The following is a 23,874-nucleotide window of genomic DNA, read 5'->3' on the forward strand; positions in this document are numbered from 1 at the left end:
GGTTATTTTCCTTCAATGAATTATTGAGCAATATCCTGTCGGAATTGCAGAAGAATAAATTCAGCGGGCCGGACAGCGGCAAGCCCCACGTTAACCACCATTTTCCCCTGCCTGATATCCTCGTCCGTCATGGTGATATCCTTGCCAATCTGCACAAACCAGGCTTCGTCTTCTTTATTGCCAAGCAACGCACCCTGCTGCCACAAGCGGTAAAGATAGCTATCCACCGCCGCTTTCACCCGCAGCCAGGTCGGTTGGCTATTGGCTTCAAACACCAATTTGTTCAGCGCCGCCTTGACATCCTGCTCCACCATGCTGAACAGGCGCCGCACCGGGATATAGCGCCAGTTGTCGCTGTCATCCAGGGTGCGGCTCCCCCACATCACCGTACCCATACCCGGGAAGGTGCGGATCATATTCAGCGCCTTGCCCTGGGTAAAACGGCCCTGTAAATCGTCACTGACCGGAAACCGGGGAGTAACGCCGTTAACGGCGACATTGGCGGGTGCCTTCCACACGCCGCGGGTGCGGTCGGTTTTGGCGATGCTAATGGCGGCAATGACGCTGGGCGGTATGACGATGGTTGATTTGTCTGAATAAACCCCTGGATACCAGGCTGCCGCATAAGGGGACTCAGGCAGATCGGCAGTCACCTCGGCAGGGACGGAGTCTGGGGTGATCCTTTTCTCCGGCCCATCAAGCAAGACAAACCGGTTTTTCCCGGGGCCGGTTAATAGTGGTATTTGCGGAATAACAAACTCATTTCTATATGTAGAAACTATCAGCGTGACATCATCCAATGCTGCAACGTCTTTTACATTGGAATAATCGACGAGATAACACTCGCCGCCGCCATGGCTGAACCACAGATACAACACGTTGTAGTACCGCATATTCCAGTAATCTTCTGGAACGGCTTTCTTAACATCCGCCCATGACTGATAATGCTGAACTGCCTTATCCTTGGGCACGCCGTCTTCGTTACGGGAAGTAAAAAAAACAGGCACGACCGTAGCGCTATGGGATATTGAAAAATTCGGCAATGCGTCTTCACTTGAATACACGCCGGGATAACTGGTGATAATCGCCATTATAACCCCCGTGATCAGACTGGTTGAATGGTGATCCGATCGGCCATCAACGTTACCTGCTGTACGGCAATTTCATTACTGGTGGCGTCAAAAGAAGGGGACGTCAGAGAAGTGGGAAACGCATTGGCGACGTTCCAGCTCATCAGCACCTCTGTGCCGGCATCGTTGGTCAGGTTAATCATGATGTCTTTCTTTTCCACCTGATTAAGCTGGATGGCGTTAATCCAGCTATAAAGCGCATTTTCACCCGGGAAAACGCCTTTGCTCAGGGTGATGCTGGGAACCTGACGCTGCCCCGGCATTTTGAACCAGTTACCGGTGCCATCGCGGTATTCGATAGTGTCGTAAGCGATGTCCAGGCCGGAGGCGCTGGTAAAGGGAACCTGCTCGTCCCCCAGGATGACAACAAAACGGTAGGTGGGGATAGGATACTGTACGGCGATCTCTTCAGCGGTCGTGGCCATATTCTTTACCTTTTTTGATTGCGGTTAATGGTTGTTCTATACCTAAATAATTCGAGTTGCGGGAAGGCGGCAACTGAACGTGTCCCGATGAGCTTATTCAGGTAAGCGAAAAATCACGCTACCGTCCCTCGCTACGGGTATTTGACCTCGTTATTTTTCACCTCTGCCGCTACCCTCGCCGGTTGATATTTCCAGAGACGCTTATTCTCAATGGAATTACCGGCAGCGGCGATAGCTGTAAGCAAGGTTATTTTCCTTCAATAAACTAGCGGGCAATATCCTGTCGGAACTGCAGAAGAATAAATTCAGCGGGCCGGACGGCGGCAAGCCCCACGTTAACCACCATTTTCCCCTGCCTGATATCCTCGTCCGTCATGGTGATATCCTTGCCAATCTGCACAAACCAGGCTTCGTCTTCTTTATTGCCAAGCAACGCGCCCTGCTGCCACAAGCGGTAAAGATAGCTATCCACCGCCGCTTTCACCCGCAGCCAGGTCGGTTGGCTATTGGCTTCAAACACCAATTTGTTCAGCGCCGCCTTGACATCCTGCTCCACCATGCTGAACAGGCGCCGCACCGGGATATAGCGCCAGTTGTCGCTGTCATCCAGGGTGCGGCTCCCCCACATCACCGTACCCATACCCGGGAAAGTGCGGATCATATTCAGCGCCTTGCCCTGGGTAAAACGGCCCTGTAAATCGTCACTGACCGGAAAGCGGGGGGTGATGCCGTTAATGACGACATTGGCGGGTGCCTTCCACACGCCGCGGGTGCGCTCGGTTTTGGCGATGCTGATGGCGGCAATGGCGCTGGGGGGAACAGTGGTGCCTGATTTGTCTGAATAAACCCCTGGATACCAGGCTGCCGCATAAGGTGACTCAGGCAGATCGGTAGTCACCTCGGCAGGAACGGCGTCTGGAGTGATTCTTTCCATCGGCCCATCAAGCAAGACAAAACGGTTTTTTCCTGGGCCGCATAGCGCCGCTATGTTGGGAATAAGATTCTTATTGCGCCCATGTGCAACAACCAAAGTCACATCATCCATAGCCGAAATTTTTTTGACTTCCGGATAATCGATCAGATAGCAGCCGCCACCACCATTACTGAACCACAAATATAATGTATTGTAGTATTTTGCATTCCAATGTTCGCCGGGAACAACTTTTTTAAAATCGCTCCATGATTGGAAATAACAGATTTTATTTTTTGGGGCACCACTCTCTGAAAGAGTCGTTAAAAAAGCCGGTACTGGCATAGCGCCGCCGGTTATTGAAAAATTCGGCAATGCGTCTTCACTTGAATATACGCCGGGATAACTGGTGACAATAGCCATAATAAACCCCCGTGATCAGACTGGTTGAATGGTGACCCGATCGGCCATCAACGTCACCTGCTGTACGGCGATCTCTTCAGCGGTCGTGGCCATATTTACCTTCTCTGATTGCAGTTGATGGTTGCCCTGTATCACTATCAGGAACCTGGCTTCCAGATTAAATTTAACGTTGTTCAACCTTTAATAAAAACCACGCTACCGCCACTGGCATACGCCAGGATTTTATTAAAAAAATGTGTCACTTGACCATAAAGAGGCGCCTGCTCCTTTATATATGGATGGCGTTATCTTCTGAAACAGCGGGAAAGCGAGAAAATCAAACAAAATCATAAGCCACAATAATCAATGCCGTCCTGATTAAAACCTAAGCTCAAAAACGAATCAATTCAACATTAAATATTGTTTTTTCATTTAATTAAATAAAAACAACGTGTTACATAAATAAAAATTACTCGCAATAAAAATAATTCAGTTTAAGTACAAATAACATTAATTATTTTTAATTGCATAATTAAAAATAATTAATGTTGCAGTTCCATTTTTTGCATGAAAAAACCTTTGATGGCTGTCAGTTGCAGGCAGGTCACCGGGCTGATTGAAACATTCAGGGACATATTTTCTTCAATGGCAATACAGAGAGCAGCCATGACACAGGCGGGTTGTCCCTGGCCTGCCAGGCCATAAACCAGTCGCCGGCTATCACCATAAAGCCAAGGCCCCACAGGGCCGGGAACAGCGACAGGACGATGCAAGACAGGTGTGACGCAGCGATTTCGTTCATAATTATCCTTAATTATTATTATGTGAATATCCGATTCCCCGAGATGACTGCGGTTTACAGTCGGTAACCTCCTGGAGTATCTTGACGAATATATTGTAAGAACTAATCTTACAACGGCAGACACCCTTAACGGGGTCAGTTTGGATATCGAAAATTATTGTACTATAAGGGCTTCCCCGGTATTAAGAGCAATGTAGTTTTCCCACAGCTATCTGTTAGTCATGCCGGATAACCCATAACTGATTATAAATATGGAATCTATTCATTATATTAACCATCCTAAGCCGATTAAATTTTCTTGTGATTTATGGGAGTAGCTACAGTGTTCAGTAAAGACCATCGTATTAATATGCACATCAACAATGGTTTGTTTAACGGGAAAATTGTTTACATTCATTACACTTCCAAGGAAGGACTCAATGCGATAAAAATGCAAAGAAAAATATCAGCAAATCCAAATCGTGAACGGAGGGGAAAAAATGCCAAAAAAGGGGTGTATATCACCTTAGCTAAAGATGCTATGAATGGCATGAATGCACATAACTATTTGTTTCTTGGTGAAGAAAGATACGCGTTAAGTGCTATGTATTGCATTATTTTTGTCTTCAATAGTCCTCGTTACCTGCGCTCAGCTCCCGTCACTTCTGGGAGTCATGTAACAGAGGTGATTTCATTGGATGATATACATTTTCATCAAATAAACATCATATATGATGGTAAAAACCCTTTTAATTAGTGTGACTGTCCATCAGTAAGCGTCCCAGCTCCGGGCGGTCAAGTTTTGTTCCGCTGATATCCTCAACCCGCCCGAATATCAAAGAGATCGAAATACACTGGCGTGAAATTCTCCGCCTGGCAACCTCGATAAAACAGGGGACTGTAACGGCATCTCTGATGCTGAAAAAACTGGCCAGCTACCCCAAACAAAATGGACTTGCCAAAGCACTGAGAGAGATTGGTCGTATTGAGCGAACGCTGTTTATGCTCGACTGGTTCCGCGATCCTGCACTGCGTCGGCGGGGCTGAATAAAGAGAAGCCCGTAATGCGCTGGCGCGTGCGGTATTCATGCACCGACTGAGAGAAATCAGGGACCGAAAACCAGAGAATCAGAGCTATCCCGCCAGTGGACTGACGCTGCTGACGGCTGCGATCTCCCTGTGGAATACCCTGTATGTTATTCTCAACGTCCAGCCTCAAAGTCCCCCCCCAACCCGTTAACAAAACTCAGATCGCCACCAGCCCGCGCACCCCATCCTGCTCCATCGCGCTGCCGGCGCCGCGCTGCACGATGCTGCCGCGCGACATCACCAGATAGCTGTCCGCCAGCTCGGCGGCGAAGTCATAGAATTGTTCCACCAGCAGGATCGCCATATCGCCGCGCGCCGCCAGTTGTTTGATCACCGCGCCAATCTCTTTGATCACCGAAGGTTGGATCCCCTCCGTCGGCTCATCGAGGATCAACAGTTGCGGCCGGCAGGCCAATGCGCGGCCAATCGCCAATTGCTGTTGCTGCCCGCCGGAGAGATCGCCGCCACGCCGATCCTTCATCTGCCGCAGTACCGGGAACAGCTCATAGATATTCTCCGGCACGCTGCGTGCTTCGGCGCCGGAAAAGCGCGCCAATCCCATCAGCAGATTTTCCTCCACCGTCAGGCGCGGAAAGATCTCCCGCCCCTGCGGCACATAGGCAATGCCCGCCTGCACCCGCTGATGCGGTTTTCTGCCGTTGATCAGGTTGCCCTGCCAATGGAGGGTGCCGCTCTTGGCCGGGATCAGCCCCATCAGGCATTTCAGCAGCGTGGTTTTGCCCACGCCGTTGCGCCCCAGCAGGCAGGTCACTTCGCCGATATTGGCCTCAAACGACAGGCCGCGCAGAATGTGGCTGCCGCCGTAATACTGATTCAGTTCGTTTACTTGCAACATAGTGGCTCCTTAGCGTCCCAGATAGACGTCGATCACCTGCTCATTGGCCTGCACCTGCGCCAGTGAACCTTCCGCCAGCACCTGGCCCTGATGCAGCACGGTGACGTGGTCGGCGATGGTTTCGACAAACCCCATATCGTGCTCCACCACCATCAGCGAATGCTTGCCCGCCAGCGAGCGAAACAGCTCGGCGGTGTACTCGGTTTCCGCATCGGTCATGCCGGCCGCTGGCTCGTCGAGCAGCAGCAAATGCGGCTCCTGCACCAGCAGCATGCCGATCTCCAGAAACTGCTTTTGCCCGTGGGACAGCAACCCGGCCGGCCGGTGCCGTTCGTGGCTCAGCCGCAGGGTTTGCAGCATTTCATCGATACGATCGCGCTGTTCGCCGCTCAGCCTGGCGCGCAGACAGGCCCACACCGACTTCTGGGTTTTCTGCGCGATCTCCAGGTTCTCGAACACCGTCAACGCCTCAAACACCGTCGGCTTCTGGAACTTGCGGCCAATGCCGGCCTGGGCTATCTGCATCGGGTCCAGCGCGGTCAGATCGACGGTTTGATCGTAAAACACGCTGCCGCTGTCCGGCCGGGTTTTGCCGGTGATCACATCCATCAAGGTGGTTTTGCCCGCGCCATTGGGCCCGATCACGCAGCGCAGCTCACCGACGCCAATCTGCAGCGAAAGATCGCTCAGCGCGCGAAAGCCGTCGAAGCTGACGTTGATGTTATCGAGCACCAGCACCGGATCGGTTTGTTGACGGTGCTTGTCGGCAGGCAGCGGTTGGGTAAACAGATCGTCGGTCATTTGCAGCGAATTCATTGCGATTTCCCCCTGCGCAGCAGGCCGATAACCCCTTTCGGCAGGAACAGCGTGACGATGATAAACATCAGGCCAAGGAAGAATTGCCAGTATTCCGGGATCGCCACGGTGAACCAGCTCTTGGCGCCGTTAACGATACCGGCGCCGAGCAGCGGGCCCACCAGCGTGCCGCGGCCGCCCAGCGCCACCCAGATAGCGGCCTCGATCGAGTTGGTCGGCGACATCTCGCCCGGGTTGATAATGCCCACCTGCGGCACATACAGCGCCCCGGCCAGCCCGCACAACACCGCAGAGAGCGTCCAGACAAACAGCTTGAAGCCTTTGGGATCGTAACCGCAGAACGTCAGGCGGTTTTCCGCATCGCGCACGGCGGTCAGCACCCGGCCGAACTTGCTGCGCGCCAGGGCGAAGCCGATAGCCAGGCTGGCGGCCAGCAGCAGTACCGTGGCCAGAAACAGCGCCACCCGCGTGCCGGTGGCGGTAATCGGGAACCCCAAGAGCGTGGTGAAACCGGTAAAGCCGTTGTTGCCGCCAAAACCGGTTTCGTTACGGAAGAACAGCAGCATGCCGGCGTAGGTCAACGCCTGGGTCATGATCGAGAAATAGACGCCCTTGATTTTTGAACGGAAGGCGAAATAGCCAAAGACAAAGGCCAGCACGCCGGGCACCAATATCATCAGGCACAGCGCCCAGGCGAAATACTGGGTGCCGCTCCAGAACCAGGGCAGCTCGCTCCACGACAGAAATGACATAAACGCCGGCAAGCCGTCTCCCGCCGCCTGTCGCATCAGATACATGCCCATCGCATAGCCGCCGAGAGCGAAAAACAGCCCGTGCCCCAGCGACAGCAGCCCGGCATAGCCCCACACCAAATCGAGCGCCACCGCCACCACGGCGTAGCACAGGATTTTGCCCGCCAGCGTCAGGGTATAGGTGGAGATCGCCAACGGGTGGTCCGCCGGCAACAGGGCCAAAAACGGCATGATTAACAGCGCCAGCAACGCCAGCCCGCCGATACTCAGCGCCAGCCGGGGGGCTTTCTGCACGCCAGTGAGAGTTAATGGTTGGCTCATCAGTCGATCACCCTGCCCTTGAAGGCAAACAGCCCCTGAGGACGTTTTTGAATAAACAGGACAATCAGCGCCAGGATCAGGATTTTACCCAGCACGGCGCCAATCTGCGGTTCAAGAATTTTGTTGACGATGCCAAGGCCAAAGGCCGCCACCACGGTGCCGGCCAGTTGACCCACGCCGCCGAGCACCACCACCAGGAACGAGTCGATGATATAGCCCTGGCCCAGTTCCGGCCCCACGTTACCCAGCTGCGACAGCGCCACCCCGCCCAACCCGGCAATGCCGGATCCCAGACCGAACGCCAGCATATCGACGCGCCCGGTGGGCACGCCGCAGCAGGCGGCCATCGCACGGTTCTGCGTCACGGCGCGCACGTTCATGCCAAGACGGGTTTTGTTCAGCAGCAACCAGGTGAGCGCCAGCACCAGCACCACAAATACGATCACCGCAATGCGGTTCCACGGCAGCACCAGGTTAGGCAGCAGTTGAATGCCGCCCGACAGCCAGGCCGGGTTGGCGACCTCCAGGTTTTGTGCGCCGAACAGCACCCGCACCCCCTGGATCAGCACCAGGCTGATGCCCCAGGTCGCCAGCAAGGTTTCCAGCGGCCGGCCGTACAGGTGACGGATCACCGTGCGCTCCAGCGCCATGCCGATGCCGGCGGTAATGGCGAACGCCACCGGCAGCGCCACCAGCGGATACAACGCCAGCCACTGCGGTGCGAACTGTTGAAACAGCCCCTGAACCAGGTAGGCCGAGTAGGCGCCCAGCATCAGCATTTCGCCGTGCGCCATGTTAATCACCCCCAGCAGCCCATAGGTAATCGCCAACCCGAGCGCCGCCAGCAGCAGGATCGAACCGAGCGAAAGGCCGGTAAACGCCTGGCCGATCAGATCGCCAATCATCAGCCGGTGTTTCACGCTGGTCAGGCTTTTCAAGGCTTCGGCACGCACTGCGGCGTCCGGCTCGTGGGCGGCGTCGGTCAATGCCTGTAACCTTGGCTGCGTCTCCGGCGCCCCCGAGCTGCCCAGCAGCCGCACGGCGTTGAGGCGCACCTGCGGATTGGCGTCGCTCAGTTGCAGATTCGCCAGCGCGATGCTCAGCGCATCATGCACCCGGGCGTTTTTTTCCTGCGCCAGCCGCTGGGCCAGCAGCGGCAACTGATCGCTTTGCGCCTCGCGTTGCAGGGCCTGCGCCGCCTGTAAACGTACCGCAGGATCGTCACTGACCAGCCGATGCGCCGACAGCGCGTTGGCGATCAGAATGCGCAGCCGGTTGTTCAACCACACTTTTTTCGGCGTGCCGACCGGCGGGGCTACGCCATCCAGCGGGTGATAAGCTTCGCCCCGCTGGATAAAGGCATGTTTGGCCTCGTCGATCACCACGTTTTCCTGCTTCAGCCCCTGCAATAACGGCAGGCGCGCAGCGTCCGGCGCGGTCGCCCATGCCTGCAACAATTTGGCCTGCTGCGTGCGATTGGCCGCGGCAAAGTCATCGGCCGGCCCAGCCTGCGCGAACATCGGCAGGCAACACAGCAACCCTAGCCAGAAGCGGAAAGGGAACAAGAATGGGGATTGCATCAGCTGCCTCCTCTGCAGGGGCCGGGCATGCCCGGCCCCTACCGTTACGACGGGCGCAGCCTGCGGCGCCCTGCGGGATGACGACGGTTACTTGCCGCCTTTTACCGGGTGATCCGGCTTTTTGTCGTTGCCGGCGATGAACGGGCTCCACGGCTGCGCACGCACCGGGGCGTCGGTCTGCCACACCACGTTGAACTGGCCGTTGCCTTCAATCTCGCCGATCATCACCGGTTTGTGCAGGTGGTGGTTGGTGGCGTCCATGGTGAGCGTGAAGCCCGACGGCGCGGCAAAGGTCTGCCCCGCCATCGCCGCGCGCACCTTGTCGACGTCGGTGGTGCCGGCTTTCTCGACCGCCTGCGCCCACATGTGGATGCCGACATAGGTGGCTTCCATCGGATCGTTGGTCACGGCAGTGGCGTAGTTCGGCAGGTTGTGCGCCTTGGCGTAGGCTTTCCATTCGCTGACGAACTGCTTGTTGGTTGGGTTATCCACCGACTCGAAGTAGTTCCAGGCCGCCAGGTTGCCCACCAGCGGTGTGGTGTCGATGCCGCGCAGCTCTTCTTCACCCACCGAGAAGGCGATCACCGGCACGTCGGTCGCCTTGATGCCCTGATTGGCCAGCTCTTTGTAGAACGGCACGTTGGAGTCGCCGTTGATGGTGGAGATCACTGCGGTTTTGCCGTCGGCAGAGAATTTCTTGATGTTGGCGACAATGGTCTGATAATCGCTGTAGCCGAACGGCGTATAGACCTCTTCGATGTCCTTGTCCTGGATCCCTTTAGAGTGCAGGAAGGCGCGCAGGATCTTGTTGGTGGTGCGCGGATACACATAATCGGTGCCCAGCAGGAAGAAGCGCTTGGCCGATCCGCCGTCTTCGCTCAGCAGGTATTCCACCGCCGGGATCGCCTGTTGGTTAGGGGCGGCGCCGGTGTAGAACACGTTTGGCGACATCTCTTCCCCTTCGTATTGCACCGGATAGAACAGCAACCCGTTCAGCTCTTCAAACACCGGCAGTACCGATTTGCGCGACACCGACGTCCAGCAACCGAACACCGCCGCCACTTTGTCCTGGGTCAGCAACTGGCGCGCTTTCTCGGCGAACAGCGGCCAGTTGGAAGCGGGATCCACCACCACCGGCTCGAGTTTTTTACCCAGTACGCCGCCCTTGGCGTTGATGTCATCGATGGTCATCAGCGCCACATCCTTCAGCGGCGTTTCAGAGATCGCCATGGTGCCTGACAGCGAGCTCAGGATACCGATTTTAATGGTATCGGCCGCCTGCGCGCTCCAGGCCATACCCATGCCGATCACGGTGGCGGACAACGCAAAAGCTTTTATAAAGTGACGACGTTGCATAATTCAAACTCCCGGTGAATGTTAGGAAACCAACCAAAACTAACCCTATGGATTTCGAATCGCAGCCAACAACGCTGCGGCTCGAAAGACGACAGGTTATTGCTAACGTTAAGAAAAACTAACCCTATGGATTTCGAGTTGCAGCTAGGCGGCAAGGGCGGGAGTCCCCGGGAGCTTACTCAAGTAAGTGACCGGGGTGAGCGCCCGCAGCCAACAACTCTGCAGCTCGAAAGACGACGGGTTATTGCTAAAGCCTTGCCTGGTGCAGCATATGCAAGGTTATTTTCCGTACTTCCGCCTTACTGACGGCAATGTGGTTACTTAGCAGCCTTTGCGCCTCCTCGGTCTGGTGTTGCAGGATCGCCCGCAGAATGGCGGCGTGTTCGTTATAGGTGGCCTCGACCCGGGTTCCCTGGGTGAAGTCCAGCCGGCGGATGATGCGGATCTTCTCGGTCAGGTCGCGATGAATGCGCGCCATTTCCCCGTTGCCCACCGCCTCCACCAGCGTCATATGGAACTGCTCGTCGTGCAGCGAGACGGTTTTGCCGTCCTCCAGCCGCGGCTCGTCGATCCAGAAGCCGTTGAGCGCCGCCAGTGGCGGCGGCACCTCTCCCGCCGGGCGAGCGCACAGCCGTTTGACCGCTTCGCACTCCAGCACGATACGCAGATCGTAGAGTTGCTCGAAGTAGTCGAAATCGAAGGGTCGCACCTGCCAGCCGCTGCGGAAATGCACTTCGACGTACCCCTCGCGCTCCAGCCAGAACAGGGCCTGACGCACCGGCGTACGGCTGACGTCCATACGCAGCGCCACCTCGTTTTCGCTGAAGCGATCGCCCGGCAGCAGATGAAAATCAAAGATGTCATCCTTGAGCTGGAGGTAGATACGCTCCGCCAGCCCCTCCGGCCGCGCCTTGCTGCGGTTATTGGTGATTTGCATAGTGTTCCTCTTGCCGGGCGCGGCATGCGGCGCCCTGTGCGTTAAATCCTGATACAGGCTGACCCCACGATGCTCAACCGGCGTGTTCCAGCCACAGCAAAGCATCGCCTGGCCCTACCGGCCGCCCTTGCCGGCAACCGATGCGTTTGATGATCCCGGCGCGCGGCGCGGTGACCGCCAGTTCCATTTTCATCGCCTCGACCACAATCAGCGGCTGGCCGGCTTCCACCGCCTGTCCCGGTTCCACCAGGATCTTCCACACGTTGCCGTTCAGATCGGCACTGACCAGATAGCCGTCGACCTCTTCTTCATCATTCTGCGGCGGCAGCAATTGCGCCTCGGCCTCGCTCTCTTGCGCCTGCCAGAGCGTCACTTCATGGTTGAATGCCTGTTGCTGGCGCTGCTGGAATGCGGCGATGTCTGCGGCGTTGTCCGCCAGAAAACGGGTGTACTCGGCAAAGTCGAATTCGCTGTTCTCGATGCGGACCTGCGCACGCCCTTCACGGAACGCCTCGCGCTGCTCATCCAGTTCCTGCTCGCTGACCGGATAGAAACGCACCTGATCGAAGAAGTGCAGTAACCAGGGTTCACCGGCGTTGAACTGCGGGTTTTTGAGGAATTTGTTCCAGATCGGCAGCGTGCGCCCAACCAGCTGATAACCACCCGGCGAATCCATGCCATAAATGCACATGTACATGCCCCCGATACCGACCGTGCCTTCGGCGGTGTGGGTGCGTGCCGGGTTGTATTTGGAGCTGAGCAACCGGTGGCGCGGATCAATCGGCACCGCGCATGGCGCGCCGAGATAGACATCGCCCAACCCGAGGATCAAATAACTGGCGTCGAAGATAATGTCGCGCACCTGTTCGCGGTGGCTGAGGCCATTGATGCGCTGGATAAAATCGACGTTGTTCGGCAGCCAGGGCGCAGAGCTGCGTACCGTTTGGCTATAGCGCTCCACCGCGCCCAGGGTGGCGGAGTCTTCAAACGCCATCGGCAGATAAACCGTGCGCGTCGGCACCTTCAGGCGGCTGACGTCGCCCAGCGCCTGTTCACGCGCCAGCAGGCGCTGGAGCAAATCGGCCTGGCCGATAGTGCGGCTGTCGTAACGGATCTGCAGCGAACGCACGCCCGGAGCCAGTTCCTCGACACCGGGGATCGCGTCCTGTTTGAGCGACTGCATCAGCAGATGAATACGCAAGCGCAACGCCAGATCGAGCAGGTTGTCGCCGTACTCCATCAAAATGTAGCCGTCCCCGGCCTGGCGATAGACCACCGAGGGGCGGCCGTCTCCGGCCGGCAACGCGGCGACGATAGCGGCAGAAGCCGTGGCGCCCGGCGTCAGATCCGGCGTCGGCAGGGTTATCGCCTTCACCGCCGCCAGCGCTTCGATGCTGCCAAGCTGCGCCTGCTCCAGCGATTGCGCCTGTTTGAAACCGATAGGATGGAAGCGGATGCGGTCGCCCGGCTTCACCTGGCCCACCTTCCACAGTTCGGCTTTGGCGATGGTTACCGGGCAGACAAAACCGCCGAGGCTCGGCCCGTCGCGGGTGAGGATCACCGGGAAATCGCCAGTGAAATTAATCGAGCCGATAGCGTACTCGCAGTCGTGTACGTTAGAAGGGTGCAGCCCGGCTTCGCCGCCGTCCTGCCGCGCCCAGCCAGGTTTCGGCCCCGACAGGCGCACGCCCAGCCGGTTGGAGTTGTAGTGCACCTGCCATTCGGCGGCAAAGAAGGTGTCGATCGACTCCGGGGTAAAGAAATCCGGCGCACCGTGCGGGCCATAGAGCACGCCGATGTTCCACAGGTTACCGTATTGCGGGATCAGGCTGTCGTCCACCGCCTGCGGCGCCGCGATGGGTGCCGGGGTGGTGCTGGCCGCCAGCGCAGGCTGGGCTACCGCCAGCATATCGGCGACCCGCAGGGTGCGCCCGGCGTGGCCGCCAAACTGCCCGAGGGCGAAGGTCGAGCGGCTGCCCAAATACACCGGCACGTCGAACCCATTACGCACCGCCAGATAGGTGCGGCAACCGTGCGTGGCGCGGCCCAAGCTCAGAACCTGCCCGGCGCGAACCGCCACCGGCTGCCAATAGGCCACCGCTTCCCCATCCAGGTTCGCCGGGCAGTCGGCGCCGGTCAGGGCGATGATCGCGTCGCAGTGGAAGCGCAAGGTCGGCCCCTGCAAGGTAAACTCCAGCCCGGCGGCGCTCGGGTGGTTGCCGACAATGCGGTTGGCCAGCCGGAAAGCGAAATCATCCATCGGCCCGGAAGGCGGCACGCCGATATCCCAATAGCCAAGGCGGCCCGGGTAATCCTGCACGCTGCTGTAGGTGCCCGGTTGCAGCACTTCAATGCTGCTGGGCTGGAAACGGAAGCTGTCCAGCATGCGGGTCCAGACTTCGCCGCTCTGGAATTGCGCCGTGGCGATCACCTGGCGCAGGTAATCGAGGTTGGTGGCGATGCCGTGCAAACGGGTAGCGCCGAGCACCGTGCGCATTTTCGCCAGCGCCTGTTGGCGATCTTCGCCGTGGACGATCAGTTTGGCGATCATCGGGTCGTAAAATGCCGACACTTCACTGCCAGTCGCCACCCAGCCGTCGACGCGCACGTTATCCGGGAAATGCACCTCGGTCAGCACGCCGGGGCTGGGCTGGAAATTCTTCAGCGGATCTTCGGCATAGATGCGCACCTCGATCGAAGCCCCCTGCGGTGCGCGTTGCAGCGCCGCCCAGTCCAGCGCATCGCCCGCCGCCACCTGCAACATGCATTCGATCAGATCCAAGCCGGTCACCATCTCGGTCACCGGATGTTCCACCTGCAAGCGAGTGTTTACCTCAAGGAAATAGAACTCGTCGCGCGCGCCGTCGTAGATAAACTCCACGGTGCCGGCGCTGCGGTAATTCACCGATTCACCCAGCGCTACCGCTGCCCGATGCAGCGCCTGACGGGTCGCCGCCGGCAGGTTCGGCGCCGGGGTTTCTTCCACCACCTTCTGGTTACGGCGCTGCAACGAACAATCGCGCTCGCCGAGCGCCACCACCCGGCCCTGGCCATCGCCAAAGATTTGCACTTCCACATGGCGCGCCTGATCGACAAAGCGCTCGATAAAGGCCCCGGAGTCGCGGAAGAACTGCTCGCCCAGCCGCTTTACGCTGTCGTAAGCTTCGCGCAGCGCCGCTTCGTCGTCACAGCGCGTCAGACCAATGCCGCCACCGCCGGCGGTGCTTTTCAACATGACCGGATAGCCAATCCGCGCGGCGGCAGTGACCGCGTCCTCAATGCTGTCCAGCAGGCCGGTACCCGGCGTCATCGGCACCTGCGCCACCGCCGCCAGTTCACGCGCCCGGTGCTTCAGGCCGAATTCGCGGATCTGCGCCGCCGTCGGCCCGATAAAGGCGATGCCCGCCGCTTCGCAGGCATCGGCGAATTCGGCGCTCTCGGAGAGAAAACCGTAGCCGGGATAGATCGCCTGCGCGCCGGTTTCCGCTGCGGCAGCGAGGATTTTATCAATGCACAGGTAACTGTCGGCGGCCTTTTCGCCGCCGATCGCCACCGCCAGATCGGCCTCGGTGACATGTGGCGCATTGCGGTCGGCATCGGAATAGACCGCCACGCTGGTCACCCCCAGACGTTTCAGGGTACGGATCGCGCGGCAGGCAATTTCGCCGCGGTTGGCTATCAATACAGTGGTAAACATTATGCAATCCTCATAGAACGATACCCAATAGCTTTCAGGCTGTGGCCAGGCGGCAAGCAGACACATCCCCAGGAGCTTACTCAGGTAAGTGACTAGGGTGAGTCTGTGCAGCCAACAACGCCAGGGTCGGAAAGATGACGGGTATAGTTGCGCCAGCCGCCAAACTCAGTGATGTCTGATGCGCCTTCCAGCGCCCAGGGTTCGCAGATAAAGCCTTTTACCCGGCGGCCATCCGCCAGCAGCAGCGTGCCGATGCCCAGCGGCGCCGGGATCTCCGCGACAAACTCGCCGAAACGCGCCAGCGGGATGTCCCACAGCTCAACGCTGATGGCGGCCCCCTGCCCGGTTTTGACCAGCCCCGGTTTGGGCGGCTGAGTATTGGCCAGGGCGTATAGCCGGTAGCACGGCGCGGTGGCGGTTTGCTCCACCCATACCGCGTTGCGCTGGGTAAGCTGGGCATTGAGCGGCATACCGCTGAGGTGAGCGCCCACCACCGCCACCCGCACATGTTCCACCGATGGCGTCAGCGGCGCCGGCGGCGGCAGCGCGCGACCGGTGGCGCCAAGCGGCAGGTTCTGAGCCTGTTGCCAGCGCAGGCCGAAGACCGCCAACGCACGATCGTGCCAGGCCGGCGCGATCAGCGTGATGCCGGCAGGCAGGCCGTCGTCGCGCATCGGCGCAGGCAAGGCCAGCGCGCTCAGATCGGCCAGGTTGGTAAAGTTGGTGTAGGTACCGAATTGCGAATTGAACAACACCGGCTCCTGCTCCATTTCCGCCAAGGTGCGCAGCGTCGGCGAAGTCGGCACCACCAGCGCGTCGTACTGCGCCAGTTGCTGGCCAATTTCCCGTGCCAGCTCGGCACGCAGGTATTCCGCCTTGTAGGCATCGCAGGCGCTGTACTTAAGGCCATTATTGAGGATGCCGCGCACCACCGGGTTGATGGCCTGAGGATCGCTGTTCAGCATTTTCTCGACCGCCACGGTGCGCTCCGCGACCCAGGGGCCGTAATAGAGCTGCTCGGCCAGTTGGTGAAAGGGGGTGAAATCTATGGGTTCAAGCGCGACACCGCAGCGTTGCAACTGCGCCAGCGCCCGTTGAAACGCCTGCTCGGCCTGTGTGTCGCCGAAAAACTCGGGCTGCGCGGGCACCGCAAAACGCGGCGCTGCGGGCAAATCCGCCGGGGCGGTGCGGGGGTTGATGCGCGAATAGGCGTCGGCCGCGTCATAGCCGCCGGCCATCTCGGCTACCAGAGCGGCATCCGCCACCGTCAGGGCAAATACCGAGACGCTGTCGTTCAGGCGACATGCGGGCACCACGCCACGGTTCGACAGCCAACCTTTGGTCGGTTTGAGACCGACGATATTGTTGAACCCCGCAGGAACGCGCCCGGAGCCTGCAGTATCGGTACCCAGCGAGAACGGCGTCAGGCCGCGCGCCACCACCGAGGCCGAACCGGAACTGGAGCCGCCGCTGACGTAGCGGCAGTCAAAGCTGTTGACCACCGCACCGTGCGGTGAGCGGGTGCCGACCAGGCCGGTGGCGAACTGATCGAGGTTGGTTTTACCGATAACGATGGCGCCGGCGGCGCGCAGATTGGCGACGACCCTGGCATCCTCTGCGGCCTGGTAGGTGAATTCCGGGCAGGCGGCGCTGGTCGGCCAGCCGCCGACGTCGATATTGTCTTTAACCGCAAAGGGCACGCCGAACAGCGGCAGGCGGCTGATATCCCCGGCGACCGCGTCCAGCTGCTGCGCCAGCTGTTGGTATTGCGCTTCCAGCTGCGCGGCGGTGGCCAGGTAAAGCCAGGCGTTGTCGTCCAGGCTCAGGCCCGACGTCAGCGCCGCCAGGGTAGCGCGCACGCAGGCCATTCGCTCACCGGCCGGCCGGGTGTGGTAATGGTGCTGCCATTCGCTGAGGGTGAAACCGCGTTGTTTAACTGGCTGGGTCATCGTCTGAATTCCATCTAGTACACAAGATGGGATTCAATAGAGCAACCGGCGTGCCAATTTTTAATCCACTGATTTCAATAAATTATAATTAAAACTTATGACGGGAGAGTAAAAAACCTGCACCAGCGGCGCGCAATCGTCGGACAAAAAAGGTGCAAAAAAAGCGCCGTCTTGCGACGGCGCCTGATGATTTTTCCTGCGGTTTACTCGCCGCGAATGCGTTGCGCCAAACCTTTGAGGAAATAACGCAGCATCTGATCGCCGCACGGGCGGAAGTTTTTGGTGCCTTCTTTACGGAACAGCGCGCTCAGCTCCGGCTTGGAGATGCGGAACTCCACGGCGGTGAAGATCTGGTGCATGTCGGTGTCTTTCAGTTCGAACGCCACGCGCAGCTTTTTCAACACCAGATTGTTGGTGATCGGCAGTTCCACTTCCGGTGCCGGGAACTTGTCGTCCTTGCCGCGCTTGAGGAACACCAGGCCGTTCAGGAAGTGCGCCATCACTTCGTCCGGGCAGTTTTCGAAACCCGGCTCGCCTTCTTTGATGACGTAAGCGCGCATCGCAGAGACCTCAACGTCGAAATTATCCAGTTTGATAATCTCGGTCATTTTGGCGTCGTTAAGACTCAGCATGTAGCGCACGCTGCGCAGCACATCGTTGTTGATCATGGAGTTGCCTTTAGCTTGTAAACCGGGGAGGTACGCATTTGATATATACCCTATGGCTTTCAAGTTGCAGCTAGGCGCCCAGCTCGCTCATCCCAGGCGCTTACTCAGGTAAGTCACTGGGGTGGGCGAGTGCAGGTAACAACGCTGCGGCTTGAAAGACGACGGGTATGGCCGCACACCTTGAATATGTGCGGCAGTATAGGGATCGGTGAAGGGTTTCTCAATCGATTTGGCTTTTTTGCCGATACAGCGGGATATCTTCGCCAATAATGTATTTGTTGCGCAGGAGAGACGACACCTTATCCATCACCATCACTACCACCACCAGGATCAGGGTGATGAACATCACCACGTCCCAGTTCCACAGCCGCATGTTCTCCGCATAGACCAGGCCGATACCGCCGGCGCCGACGAAGCCCAGCACCGCCGCAGAGCGGGTGTTGGATTCAATCTGGTACAGGCTCAGCGCCAGGAAGGTGGGAAACGACTGGGTGAAAATACCGTAACGGTGCTTTTGCAAGCCGTTGGCACCCACCGCCGTCAAGCCGCGGCTGGGGGATTTATCCACCGCTTCGTGCCCTTCGGCATACAGCTTGCCGAGCAGCCCGACGTCCTGCATCACAATCGCCAGCACCCCGGCCAACGGCCCCATGCCGACGGCGCGCACGAAGATCAGCCCCCAGATCGCCATATCGATGCCGCGTAAAATATCCAGCAACCGCCGTACCGCCACCGAGATCGGCCGCAGCAGCGGCGTCGACATCACGTTGCGCGCGGCGAAGAACGACAGCGGCAAGGCGATAAGCGAAGCGGTGATGGTGCCGGCAAATACGATGCCGATGGTGATGAAGATCTGCTGGAAGTAATACATAAACGGCCAGTTGACGAAATCGTGCCAGACGAACATGCGCACAAAGTAACGGCCCAGTTGCTGGCAGCCGTTAACGAACTGCGGCCAGGAGATGCCGAAGAACTGGAAGAAGAACAGATAATACAGCGCGATCGCCACGGCGATAATACCGAGGGTACGCAGATAGCGGCGCTGCTGCGAGAATATTTCCGGGTGCTGCTGTTTGAGCGTTTGCAGCCTTTGTGCCGTGAGCGTTGGCGCGGTGATCATTTTTTCCCCTCCACGACCCGTTTGCGCAGTTCGCCGGAGGTGTAATCCAGCAGCGAAACCACCAGGATAATCAGCAACAGCGTCATGCTGACCTGATCGTAGCGATCGAGCTTGATATTGGTCATCAGCTCCTGGCCGATGCCGCCCGCCCCCACCAGCCCCAGAATGGTCGACTGGCGGAAGTTGATTTCCAGCCGCATAAAGCTGTACGACAGAAACACCGGCTTCACCTGCGGCCACAGGCCGAAACGCATGCGTTGCAACGGCGTCGCGCCGCAGGCCGCCAGCCCGCGCACCGGCTTGTTGGAGGCGGTTTCGATCGACTCATAAAACAGTTTTGTCAGGCTGCCGATAGTGTGCAGCGCCAGCGCCAAAAAGCCGGGGGTGGCGCCAATGCCGAACGCCATCACAAACATCACCGCCCACGCCAGCTCCGGCATGGTGCGCAAAAAAGCCACCAGCGTGCGGATCGCCAGGCGCAGCGACGCCGGGCTGTGGGTATTGTTAGCCGCCAGAAACGCCAGCCCCCCCGCCACCAGCACCGAAAGAAGGGTCGCCGCCAGCGCCAGTTGCAGCGTTTCCCAGATCAGCGGCAGCTGAATGTTGAGCCGATAACCCCAGTAGGCCAATGACCCTTCGGTATGGCCATCGGCGAACAGCAGCTTCCAGTGCAGCGTCGGGACGGTTTCCGCCAGGTAATCGAAGAAGTGGGGAATGGACACCCACACGATATGCAGGTTGAACTCGGCGATGTTGCCGGCGCCCAGGTAGAGCGCCACCAGACCGAGCGACCAGAACAGCGTCTCGCGCTTTTGCTTGCTGCGGATCTGTTGGTAGTAGTGCGCAAAATCTGTATTCAAAATAGGTTTCCGACGTGTGGAAATCAGCGGGGCTCAGCCTGGCCAAGCCCCGGCAGCATTAACGGTCGCCTTTGGTCAGCTCACGCTTCATATCGATGATGTTCTGGTATTCCGCCAGGGTGGTGTCGCCGATGTGCTGTTTGCCGCCCATCGCCTTGATAAAGCACTGGTGATCGTCCTTATCCAGCTTTTTGATGGCGGTCACGACTTTGGCTTTGAAATCGGCCGGCAGCGAGTTGCTCACCAGGATTGGGCCATTCGGGATCAGCGGCGACTGCCAGATAATGCGGATCTGTTTCATCAGGTCCGGGTGATCCATGCGGATCATGCGGGTGAAGGCACCGCTGGTGTAACCGGTGTTGTAATCGCCGATCATCGAAGCCCAGGTCACCGCGCCTTCGAACTGGCCGTTCAGCACGCCGAGAATGTCCTGCTCATGGCCACCGGAGAAGGTGACGCTGGAGAAGGCGTTGTTGTATTTGTTGTCCACCGTGCCGCCGAACAGTTTTTTGAACGCCTGGTTCGGGATCAGGAAGCCGGAAGTGGAATCAGGATCGGCGAAACCGACGGCTTTACCCTTCAGATCTTCCAGCTTTTTATACGGGCTACCGGCTTTGACCACCACCACCGAGTGGTAACCGCGGGATTGGTCAACGTCATCAACCGCAATACCGACGATGTCCACCGCTTTCGGATCCTTGATGTACACCGAGGCGAACGACGATGGCGACATGCTCAGCACCAGATCGATCTTGCCGCCCAGCAGGCCCTGGATCACCCCGGAATAGTCGGAAGAGTTGCGCATCTTGGTGTCCACGTTCAGCTCTTTGTCCAGGAACTGCTTCACGCACTGGTTATCGCCGATCTGCTGGGTGGCGTTTTGGCCGCCGAGAATGCCCAGGTTCAGTTCTTTAGGTGCGTCCGCTGCGGCAGCATTAAATACCATCATCGCGCCGGCCATCACTGTGGTCAGACTCAATACTTTTTTCATTACGTGTGCCCTGTGTGTGTAAAGGTAAAAGTGAATCAATGGATCTGATTGGCTTCCTCGCCGTACAGCTGGTGCAGTATCCGTTCGTTCAGTTGCGACGGATGCCCGTCAAACACGATTTTGCCCTGGGCGATGCCGATGACCCGGGTGCAATATTCTTTCACCAGTTCAACCGAGTGCAGGTTCACCATCACCGCGATGTCGTTCTCGCTGACTTTTTGCAGCGCATCCATAATGCGGCGGGTGTTTTTCGGATCGAGGGAGGCTACCGGCTCGTCGGCCAGCAAGATTTTAGGGTTTTGCATCAGCGCACGGCAGATCGCCACCCGCTGCATTTGACCACCCGACAGGTTTTCGGCGCGCTGCAGGGCGTGCGGCAGCATATTGAGCCACTGCAGCAGCTCGATGGCGCGCCCGCGGTCGGCGTCGTCAAACAGTTTGAAGAAGGATTTCAGGGTAGAAGTGTGGCTCAGGCGGCCCAACAGTACGTTGGTCATGACGTCCAGCCGCGGCACCAGGCAGAAGTCCTGGAAGATCATGCCGCAGCGGGAACGCCACTGGCGCATCTGGCGGGCGGAAAGTTGGGCGATATCCTGCGCCACGCCGTCATCTTCAAAATGCAGCATCTCGCCGCAGCTCGAAGGAATGGTGCCGTTCAGGGTGTGCAGCAAGGTGGATTTGCCTGCGCCCGAACGCCCAATCACCGCCACGAACTCGCCTGCGTGCAGATCGAAATTGATGTCATCCAGCACCAGCTGCTGGGATTTATAGGCTTTGCCCAAGCCTTTCACCGACAACACCTTGCGTGAAGATATCGGTTGCTGCCCTGGAAAATCGGTTGGTGCAAGTTTTAACTGTGCCTGAGCCATATGATTTCTCTGGTTTCAGTGGCTAATCATTATGGGCACCTATTAACGAATAAATTTATGACAGCGGGATGATGGTTTTATGGCTGGGAAGTGACGCATGCCGCCCGCTCAACATAACGCATTGAGGAGCGGCGTCGGGGCTAATTGAAATGGATAACGCCTTTGATCAGCTGCTTATTATTAATCACCTGCTGTTCGTAATGTTCCGCCAGGGTGTCGAAATCAAAATGGTGGGAGAGCATCATCTGCGCGGTAATTTGCCCTGCCGCCATCAAACGGCCCACCTTGGCGAAATCCTCATGGGTCGCATTGCGGCTGCCCATCAGAGTGGTTTCTTTTTTATGGAACTCCGGATCGGAGAACTGAATATCCCCCTTGAACAGCCCGACGAAGACGATGCTGCCGCCGTGGCGGATCAGGTTCAGGCTATTATTCATCGCGTGCGGGTTGCCGGTGGCATCAATCACCTTGGCCGCCAGCATGCCGCCGAACCGAACGCGCAGCGCCGCGTCAAATTGCTCATCCGCCGGGTTGAGCGTCGGTAGCCCCAGGGCCTTTTCAATATGCGCCCGCCGCTCGGCGCTGGTATCGGCGACCACCACCTGTGCGCCGTCGGCGGCGGCTATCGCCGCTACGCCCAGCCCGATCGGCCCGGCCCCCACCACCAGCAGGTGATCGTCCGGTGCCACCGCCGCCCGGCGCACCGCGTGGGCGCTGATGGCGAAGGGTTCAATCAGCGCCGCCGTTTCCGGCGGCAGGCCGTCCACCGCCAGCAGGTTGTCGGCCGGCACGCTCAGGAACTCGCAGAAACCGCCATCCTGATGAACGCCAATCACCGAAATATTCTCGCAGCAGTTGGTTTTGCCGCTTTGGCAGGCACCGCAACGCCGGCAAGAAATATACGGCATCACCGTCACGCGCTGGCCCACCCGCCAGCCGCTGACATTATTGCCGATGCTGACAATCTCGCCGCATATTTCATGGCCCAATACGCGGGGATAACTAAAGAAAGGCTGATGACCGGACCAGGCGTGAATATCCGTTCCGCAAATGCCGACGGTGATTATTTTGATCACCGCCTCCTGGTCTGCGGGCAAAGGCACCGGGCGTTGTTGATAAACCAATTTCGTCGGCTGCTCGCACACTAATGTTTTCATTGTCGTCATCGTCTTTCCTCCAGTCAGGTGAGAAGGTTATTCAATAAAAACGCGGCGACCGGTTATGCCATTGAGCAGATCTGTGAGGCAGCACTAAATAAACCGATTTAAATTGGTTTTAAATGCATAAAAAACACCAGAGACAGCACATGAGCAGAACCCAGAACCTGCGGCACAACGTGGTTAACCAGATGATTGAGGGTATTCACGGCGGCCATCTCCGTTCACCGCTGCCTTCACAGGCGGCGCTGGCCGAAATGTATAACATCAGCCGCACCACGGTACGCCACACGCTGGCTCACTTCGACCGGCGCGGGGTGTTGGAAAAGGTCGGGGACGACTATGTGATTGTACGGCCGCCGCAGGCGGAGGACGGCTTCGAGTGCGTGAGCCATTCGCTGGAAGAGCAGGACAAACAGTTCAAGAAAGCCTTCTATCAGATGATTAACCAGAAGCAGCTGCGCGCCGGCGACAGCTTCAGCGAGCTGCAACTGTCGCGCATCGCCAACGTCAGCCCGCTGGTGGTGCGGGAATTCCTGTTGCACTTCAGCCGTTATAATCTGATCGAAACCGTCAAGCGCGGCCAGTGGCGCATGAAAAAGTTTGATCAAAACTATGCCGAACAGCTGTTTGAACTGCGCCAGATGCTGGAAACCCATGCCCTGTCGCGCTTTATCAACTTGCCCGCCGACGATGAACGCTGGTTGCAGGCCAGGGAGCTGTTGAGCCGTCACCGTCAGCTGCGGGAAAGCATCAGCGACAGCTATCGCCTGTTCTCCCAGCTGGATCGCGACTTCCACGGGCTGATCCTCTCCGCCGCCAATAATCCGTTTTTCAACCAGTCGCTGGAGATCATTTCAGTGATTTTCCACTTCCACTACCAGTGGGATGAAACCGACCTGAAACAGCGCAATATCCTTGCCATTGAAGAACATATGATCATCCTCAGCGCGTTGATCTGCCGCAATGACCAGGAGGCGATTAACGCGTTGCATCGCCACTTGGACACCGCCAAGCAATCGATGATCCGCTCCATCAATCAGGATGCCGCCTGATCGTTTTTTATCGATAAAAAACACCGAAGGCGGCATTTAAAACCGATAAAGAGCAGCAAAATAGTAACTGCCGCACGGAACCGCGACAAAAACGCATCGCTAAAATATCCCTCCATCTAGGCTTACTGCCGACCGCCTGCTAATGCACCACCC

The 23,874-nt window shown here is 58.0% G+C and carries 21 protein-coding genes and 2 pseudogenes; 3 read left to right on the forward strand and 20 right to left on the reverse strand.

Annotated elements, in window-relative coordinates; all coding sequences use genetic code 11:
* Positions 1 to 20: 20 nt before the first annotated feature.
* The 5 genes from D4100_RS07415 to D4100_RS07430 form a co-directional block, all read right to left on the reverse strand.
* Positions 21 to 1,091: a phage tail sheath family protein gene (locus D4100_RS07415; protein ID WP_119803845.1), complete on the reverse strand. Its 1,071-nt coding sequence runs from the start codon at positions 1,089 to 1,091 to the stop codon at positions 21 to 23.
* 14 nt (positions 1,092 to 1,105) lie between these two features.
* Positions 1,106 to 1,555: a phage tail protein gene (locus D4100_RS07420; RefSeq protein ID WP_119803847.1), complete on the reverse strand. Its 450-nt coding sequence runs from the start codon at positions 1,553 to 1,555 to the stop codon at positions 1,106 to 1,108.
* Between the two features lie 265 nt (positions 1,556 to 1,820).
* Positions 1,821 to 2,888 (reverse strand): phage tail sheath family protein, encoded by a 1,068-nt coding sequence (locus D4100_RS07425; protein ID WP_119803848.1) that lies wholly within the window; start codon positions 2,886 to 2,888, stop codon positions 1,821 to 1,823.
* A 15-nt stretch (positions 2,889 to 2,903) separates the two neighbouring features.
* Positions 2,904 to 3,065, reverse strand: coding sequence for a hypothetical protein (locus tag D4100_RS25670; protein WP_158586336.1), 162 nt, complete (start codon positions 3,063 to 3,065; stop codon positions 2,904 to 2,906).
* A gap of 427 nt (positions 3,066 to 3,492) precedes the next feature.
* Positions 3,493 to 3,669 (reverse strand): DUF2165 family protein, encoded by a 177-nt coding sequence (locus D4100_RS07430; RefSeq protein ID WP_119803850.1) that lies wholly within the window; start codon positions 3,667 to 3,669, stop codon positions 3,493 to 3,495.
* 322 nt (positions 3,670 to 3,991) lie between these two features.
* Between D4100_RS07430 and D4100_RS25585 the strand changes: the two genes are divergently transcribed.
* Positions 3,992 to 4,405 (forward strand): hypothetical protein, encoded by a 414-nt coding sequence (locus D4100_RS25585; protein WP_147417745.1) that lies wholly within the window; start codon positions 3,992 to 3,994, stop codon positions 4,403 to 4,405.
* Here D4100_RS25585 and D4100_RS07435 read toward each other — a convergent pair.
* Positions 4,401 to 4,469, reverse strand: a pseudogene (locus D4100_RS07435) (recombinase family protein); the annotation flags it as partial. The gene D4100_RS25585 and the pseudogene D4100_RS07435 overlap by 5 nt on opposite strands.
* On the opposite strand from D4100_RS07435, the pseudogene D4100_RS07440 reads away from it, so the two are divergent.
* A pseudogene (locus tag D4100_RS07440) lies at positions 4,456 to 4,846 on the forward strand (Tn3 family transposase); the annotation flags it as partial. The pseudogenes D4100_RS07435 and D4100_RS07440 sit on opposite strands and share 14 nt — an antisense overlap.
* A gap of 48 nt (positions 4,847 to 4,894) precedes the next feature.
* Here the strand turns inward: D4100_RS07440 and urtE are convergent.
* The 14 genes from urtE to D4100_RS07520 all read right to left on the reverse strand — a co-directional run bounded on the left by urtE (position 4,895) and on the right by D4100_RS07520 (position 22,675).
* On the reverse strand, positions 4,895 to 5,593 hold the full coding sequence (urtE, locus tag D4100_RS07445) for an urea ABC transporter ATP-binding subunit UrtE (protein ID WP_065506074.1): 699 nt from the start codon (positions 5,591 to 5,593) through the stop codon (positions 4,895 to 4,897).
* Positions 5,594 to 5,602: 9 nt separating this feature from the next.
* Entirely contained in the window at positions 5,603 to 6,409 is an 807-nt protein-coding gene (urtD, locus tag D4100_RS07450; protein ID WP_065506073.1) for an urea ABC transporter ATP-binding protein UrtD, read from the reverse strand.
* A complete protein-coding gene (gene urtC, locus D4100_RS07455; protein ID WP_065506072.1) occupies positions 6,406 to 7,482 on the reverse strand; it encodes an urea ABC transporter permease subunit UrtC in 1,077 nt (358 codons plus the stop codon). The genes urtD and urtC overlap by 4 nt, the downstream gene beginning before the upstream one ends.
* The gene (urtB, locus tag D4100_RS07460) at positions 7,482 to 9,062 is read right to left on the reverse strand and encodes an urea ABC transporter permease subunit UrtB (protein ID WP_065506071.1); all 1,581 of its coding nucleotides are present in this window, start codon (positions 9,060 to 9,062) and stop codon (positions 7,482 to 7,484) included. The genes urtC and urtB overlap by 1 nt, the downstream gene beginning before the upstream one ends.
* Before the next feature lie 87 nt (positions 9,063 to 9,149).
* On the reverse strand, positions 9,150 to 10,418 hold the full coding sequence (gene urtA / locus D4100_RS07465) for an urea ABC transporter substrate-binding protein (RefSeq protein ID WP_119803852.1): 1,269 nt from the start codon (positions 10,416 to 10,418) through the stop codon (positions 9,150 to 9,152).
* Positions 10,419 to 10,665: 247 nt separating this feature from the next.
* The gene (locus D4100_RS07475; protein ID WP_119803856.1) at positions 10,666 to 11,355 is read right to left on the reverse strand and encodes a GntR family transcriptional regulator; all 690 of its coding nucleotides are present in this window, start codon (positions 11,353 to 11,355) and stop codon (positions 10,666 to 10,668) included.
* 73 nt (positions 11,356 to 11,428) lie between these two features.
* On the reverse strand, positions 11,429 to 15,052 hold the full coding sequence (gene uca, locus D4100_RS07480) for an urea carboxylase (RefSeq protein ID WP_119803857.1): 3,624 nt from the start codon (positions 15,050 to 15,052) through the stop codon (positions 11,429 to 11,431).
* A 92-nt stretch (positions 15,053 to 15,144) separates the two neighbouring features.
* On the reverse strand, positions 15,145 to 17,001 hold the full coding sequence (gene atzF / locus D4100_RS07485; protein ID WP_119803859.1) for an allophanate hydrolase: 1,857 nt from the start codon (positions 16,999 to 17,001) through the stop codon (positions 15,145 to 15,147).
* Positions 17,002 to 17,204: 203 nt separating this feature from the next.
* Entirely contained in the window at positions 17,205 to 17,669 is a 465-nt protein-coding gene (locus D4100_RS07490; RefSeq protein WP_006324267.1) for a YehS family protein, read from the reverse strand.
* A gap of 220 nt (positions 17,670 to 17,889) precedes the next feature.
* On the reverse strand, positions 17,890 to 18,789 hold the full coding sequence (gene phnE, locus D4100_RS07500; protein ID WP_119803863.1) for a phosphonate ABC transporter, permease protein PhnE: 900 nt from the start codon (positions 18,787 to 18,789) through the stop codon (positions 17,890 to 17,892).
* On the reverse strand, positions 18,786 to 19,649 hold the full coding sequence (gene phnE, locus D4100_RS07505; RefSeq protein ID WP_119803865.1) for a phosphonate ABC transporter, permease protein PhnE: 864 nt from the start codon (positions 19,647 to 19,649) through the stop codon (positions 18,786 to 18,788). The genes phnE (D4100_RS07500) and phnE (D4100_RS07505) overlap by 4 nt, the downstream gene beginning before the upstream one ends.
* Positions 19,650 to 19,707: 58 nt before the next feature.
* A complete protein-coding gene (gene phnD / locus D4100_RS07510) occupies positions 19,708 to 20,640 on the reverse strand; it encodes a phosphonate ABC transporter substrate-binding protein (protein WP_065506064.1) in 933 nt (310 codons plus the stop codon).
* A gap of 35 nt (positions 20,641 to 20,675) precedes the next feature.
* Positions 20,676 to 21,509 (reverse strand): phosphonate ABC transporter ATP-binding protein, encoded by an 834-nt coding sequence (phnC, locus tag D4100_RS07515; protein WP_065506063.1) that lies wholly within the window; start codon positions 21,507 to 21,509, stop codon positions 20,676 to 20,678.
* A 140-nt stretch (positions 21,510 to 21,649) separates the two neighbouring features.
* Positions 21,650 to 22,675 (reverse strand): zinc-binding alcohol dehydrogenase family protein, encoded by a 1,026-nt coding sequence (locus D4100_RS07520; RefSeq protein ID WP_065506062.1) that lies wholly within the window; start codon positions 22,673 to 22,675, stop codon positions 21,650 to 21,652.
* 140 nt (positions 22,676 to 22,815) lie between these two features.
* On the opposite strand from D4100_RS07520, the gene D4100_RS07525 reads away from it, so the two are divergent.
* Complete coding sequence (locus D4100_RS07525) at positions 22,816 to 23,721, forward strand: GntR family transcriptional regulator (protein WP_065506061.1); 906 nt, start codon at positions 22,816 to 22,818, stop codon at positions 23,719 to 23,721.
* Positions 23,722 to 23,874: the final 153 nt, after the last annotated feature.

The organism is Serratia inhibens (genome assembly GCF_003591175.1).
Classification (GTDB): Bacteria; Pseudomonadota; Gammaproteobacteria; order Enterobacterales; family Enterobacteriaceae; genus Serratia; species Serratia inhibens.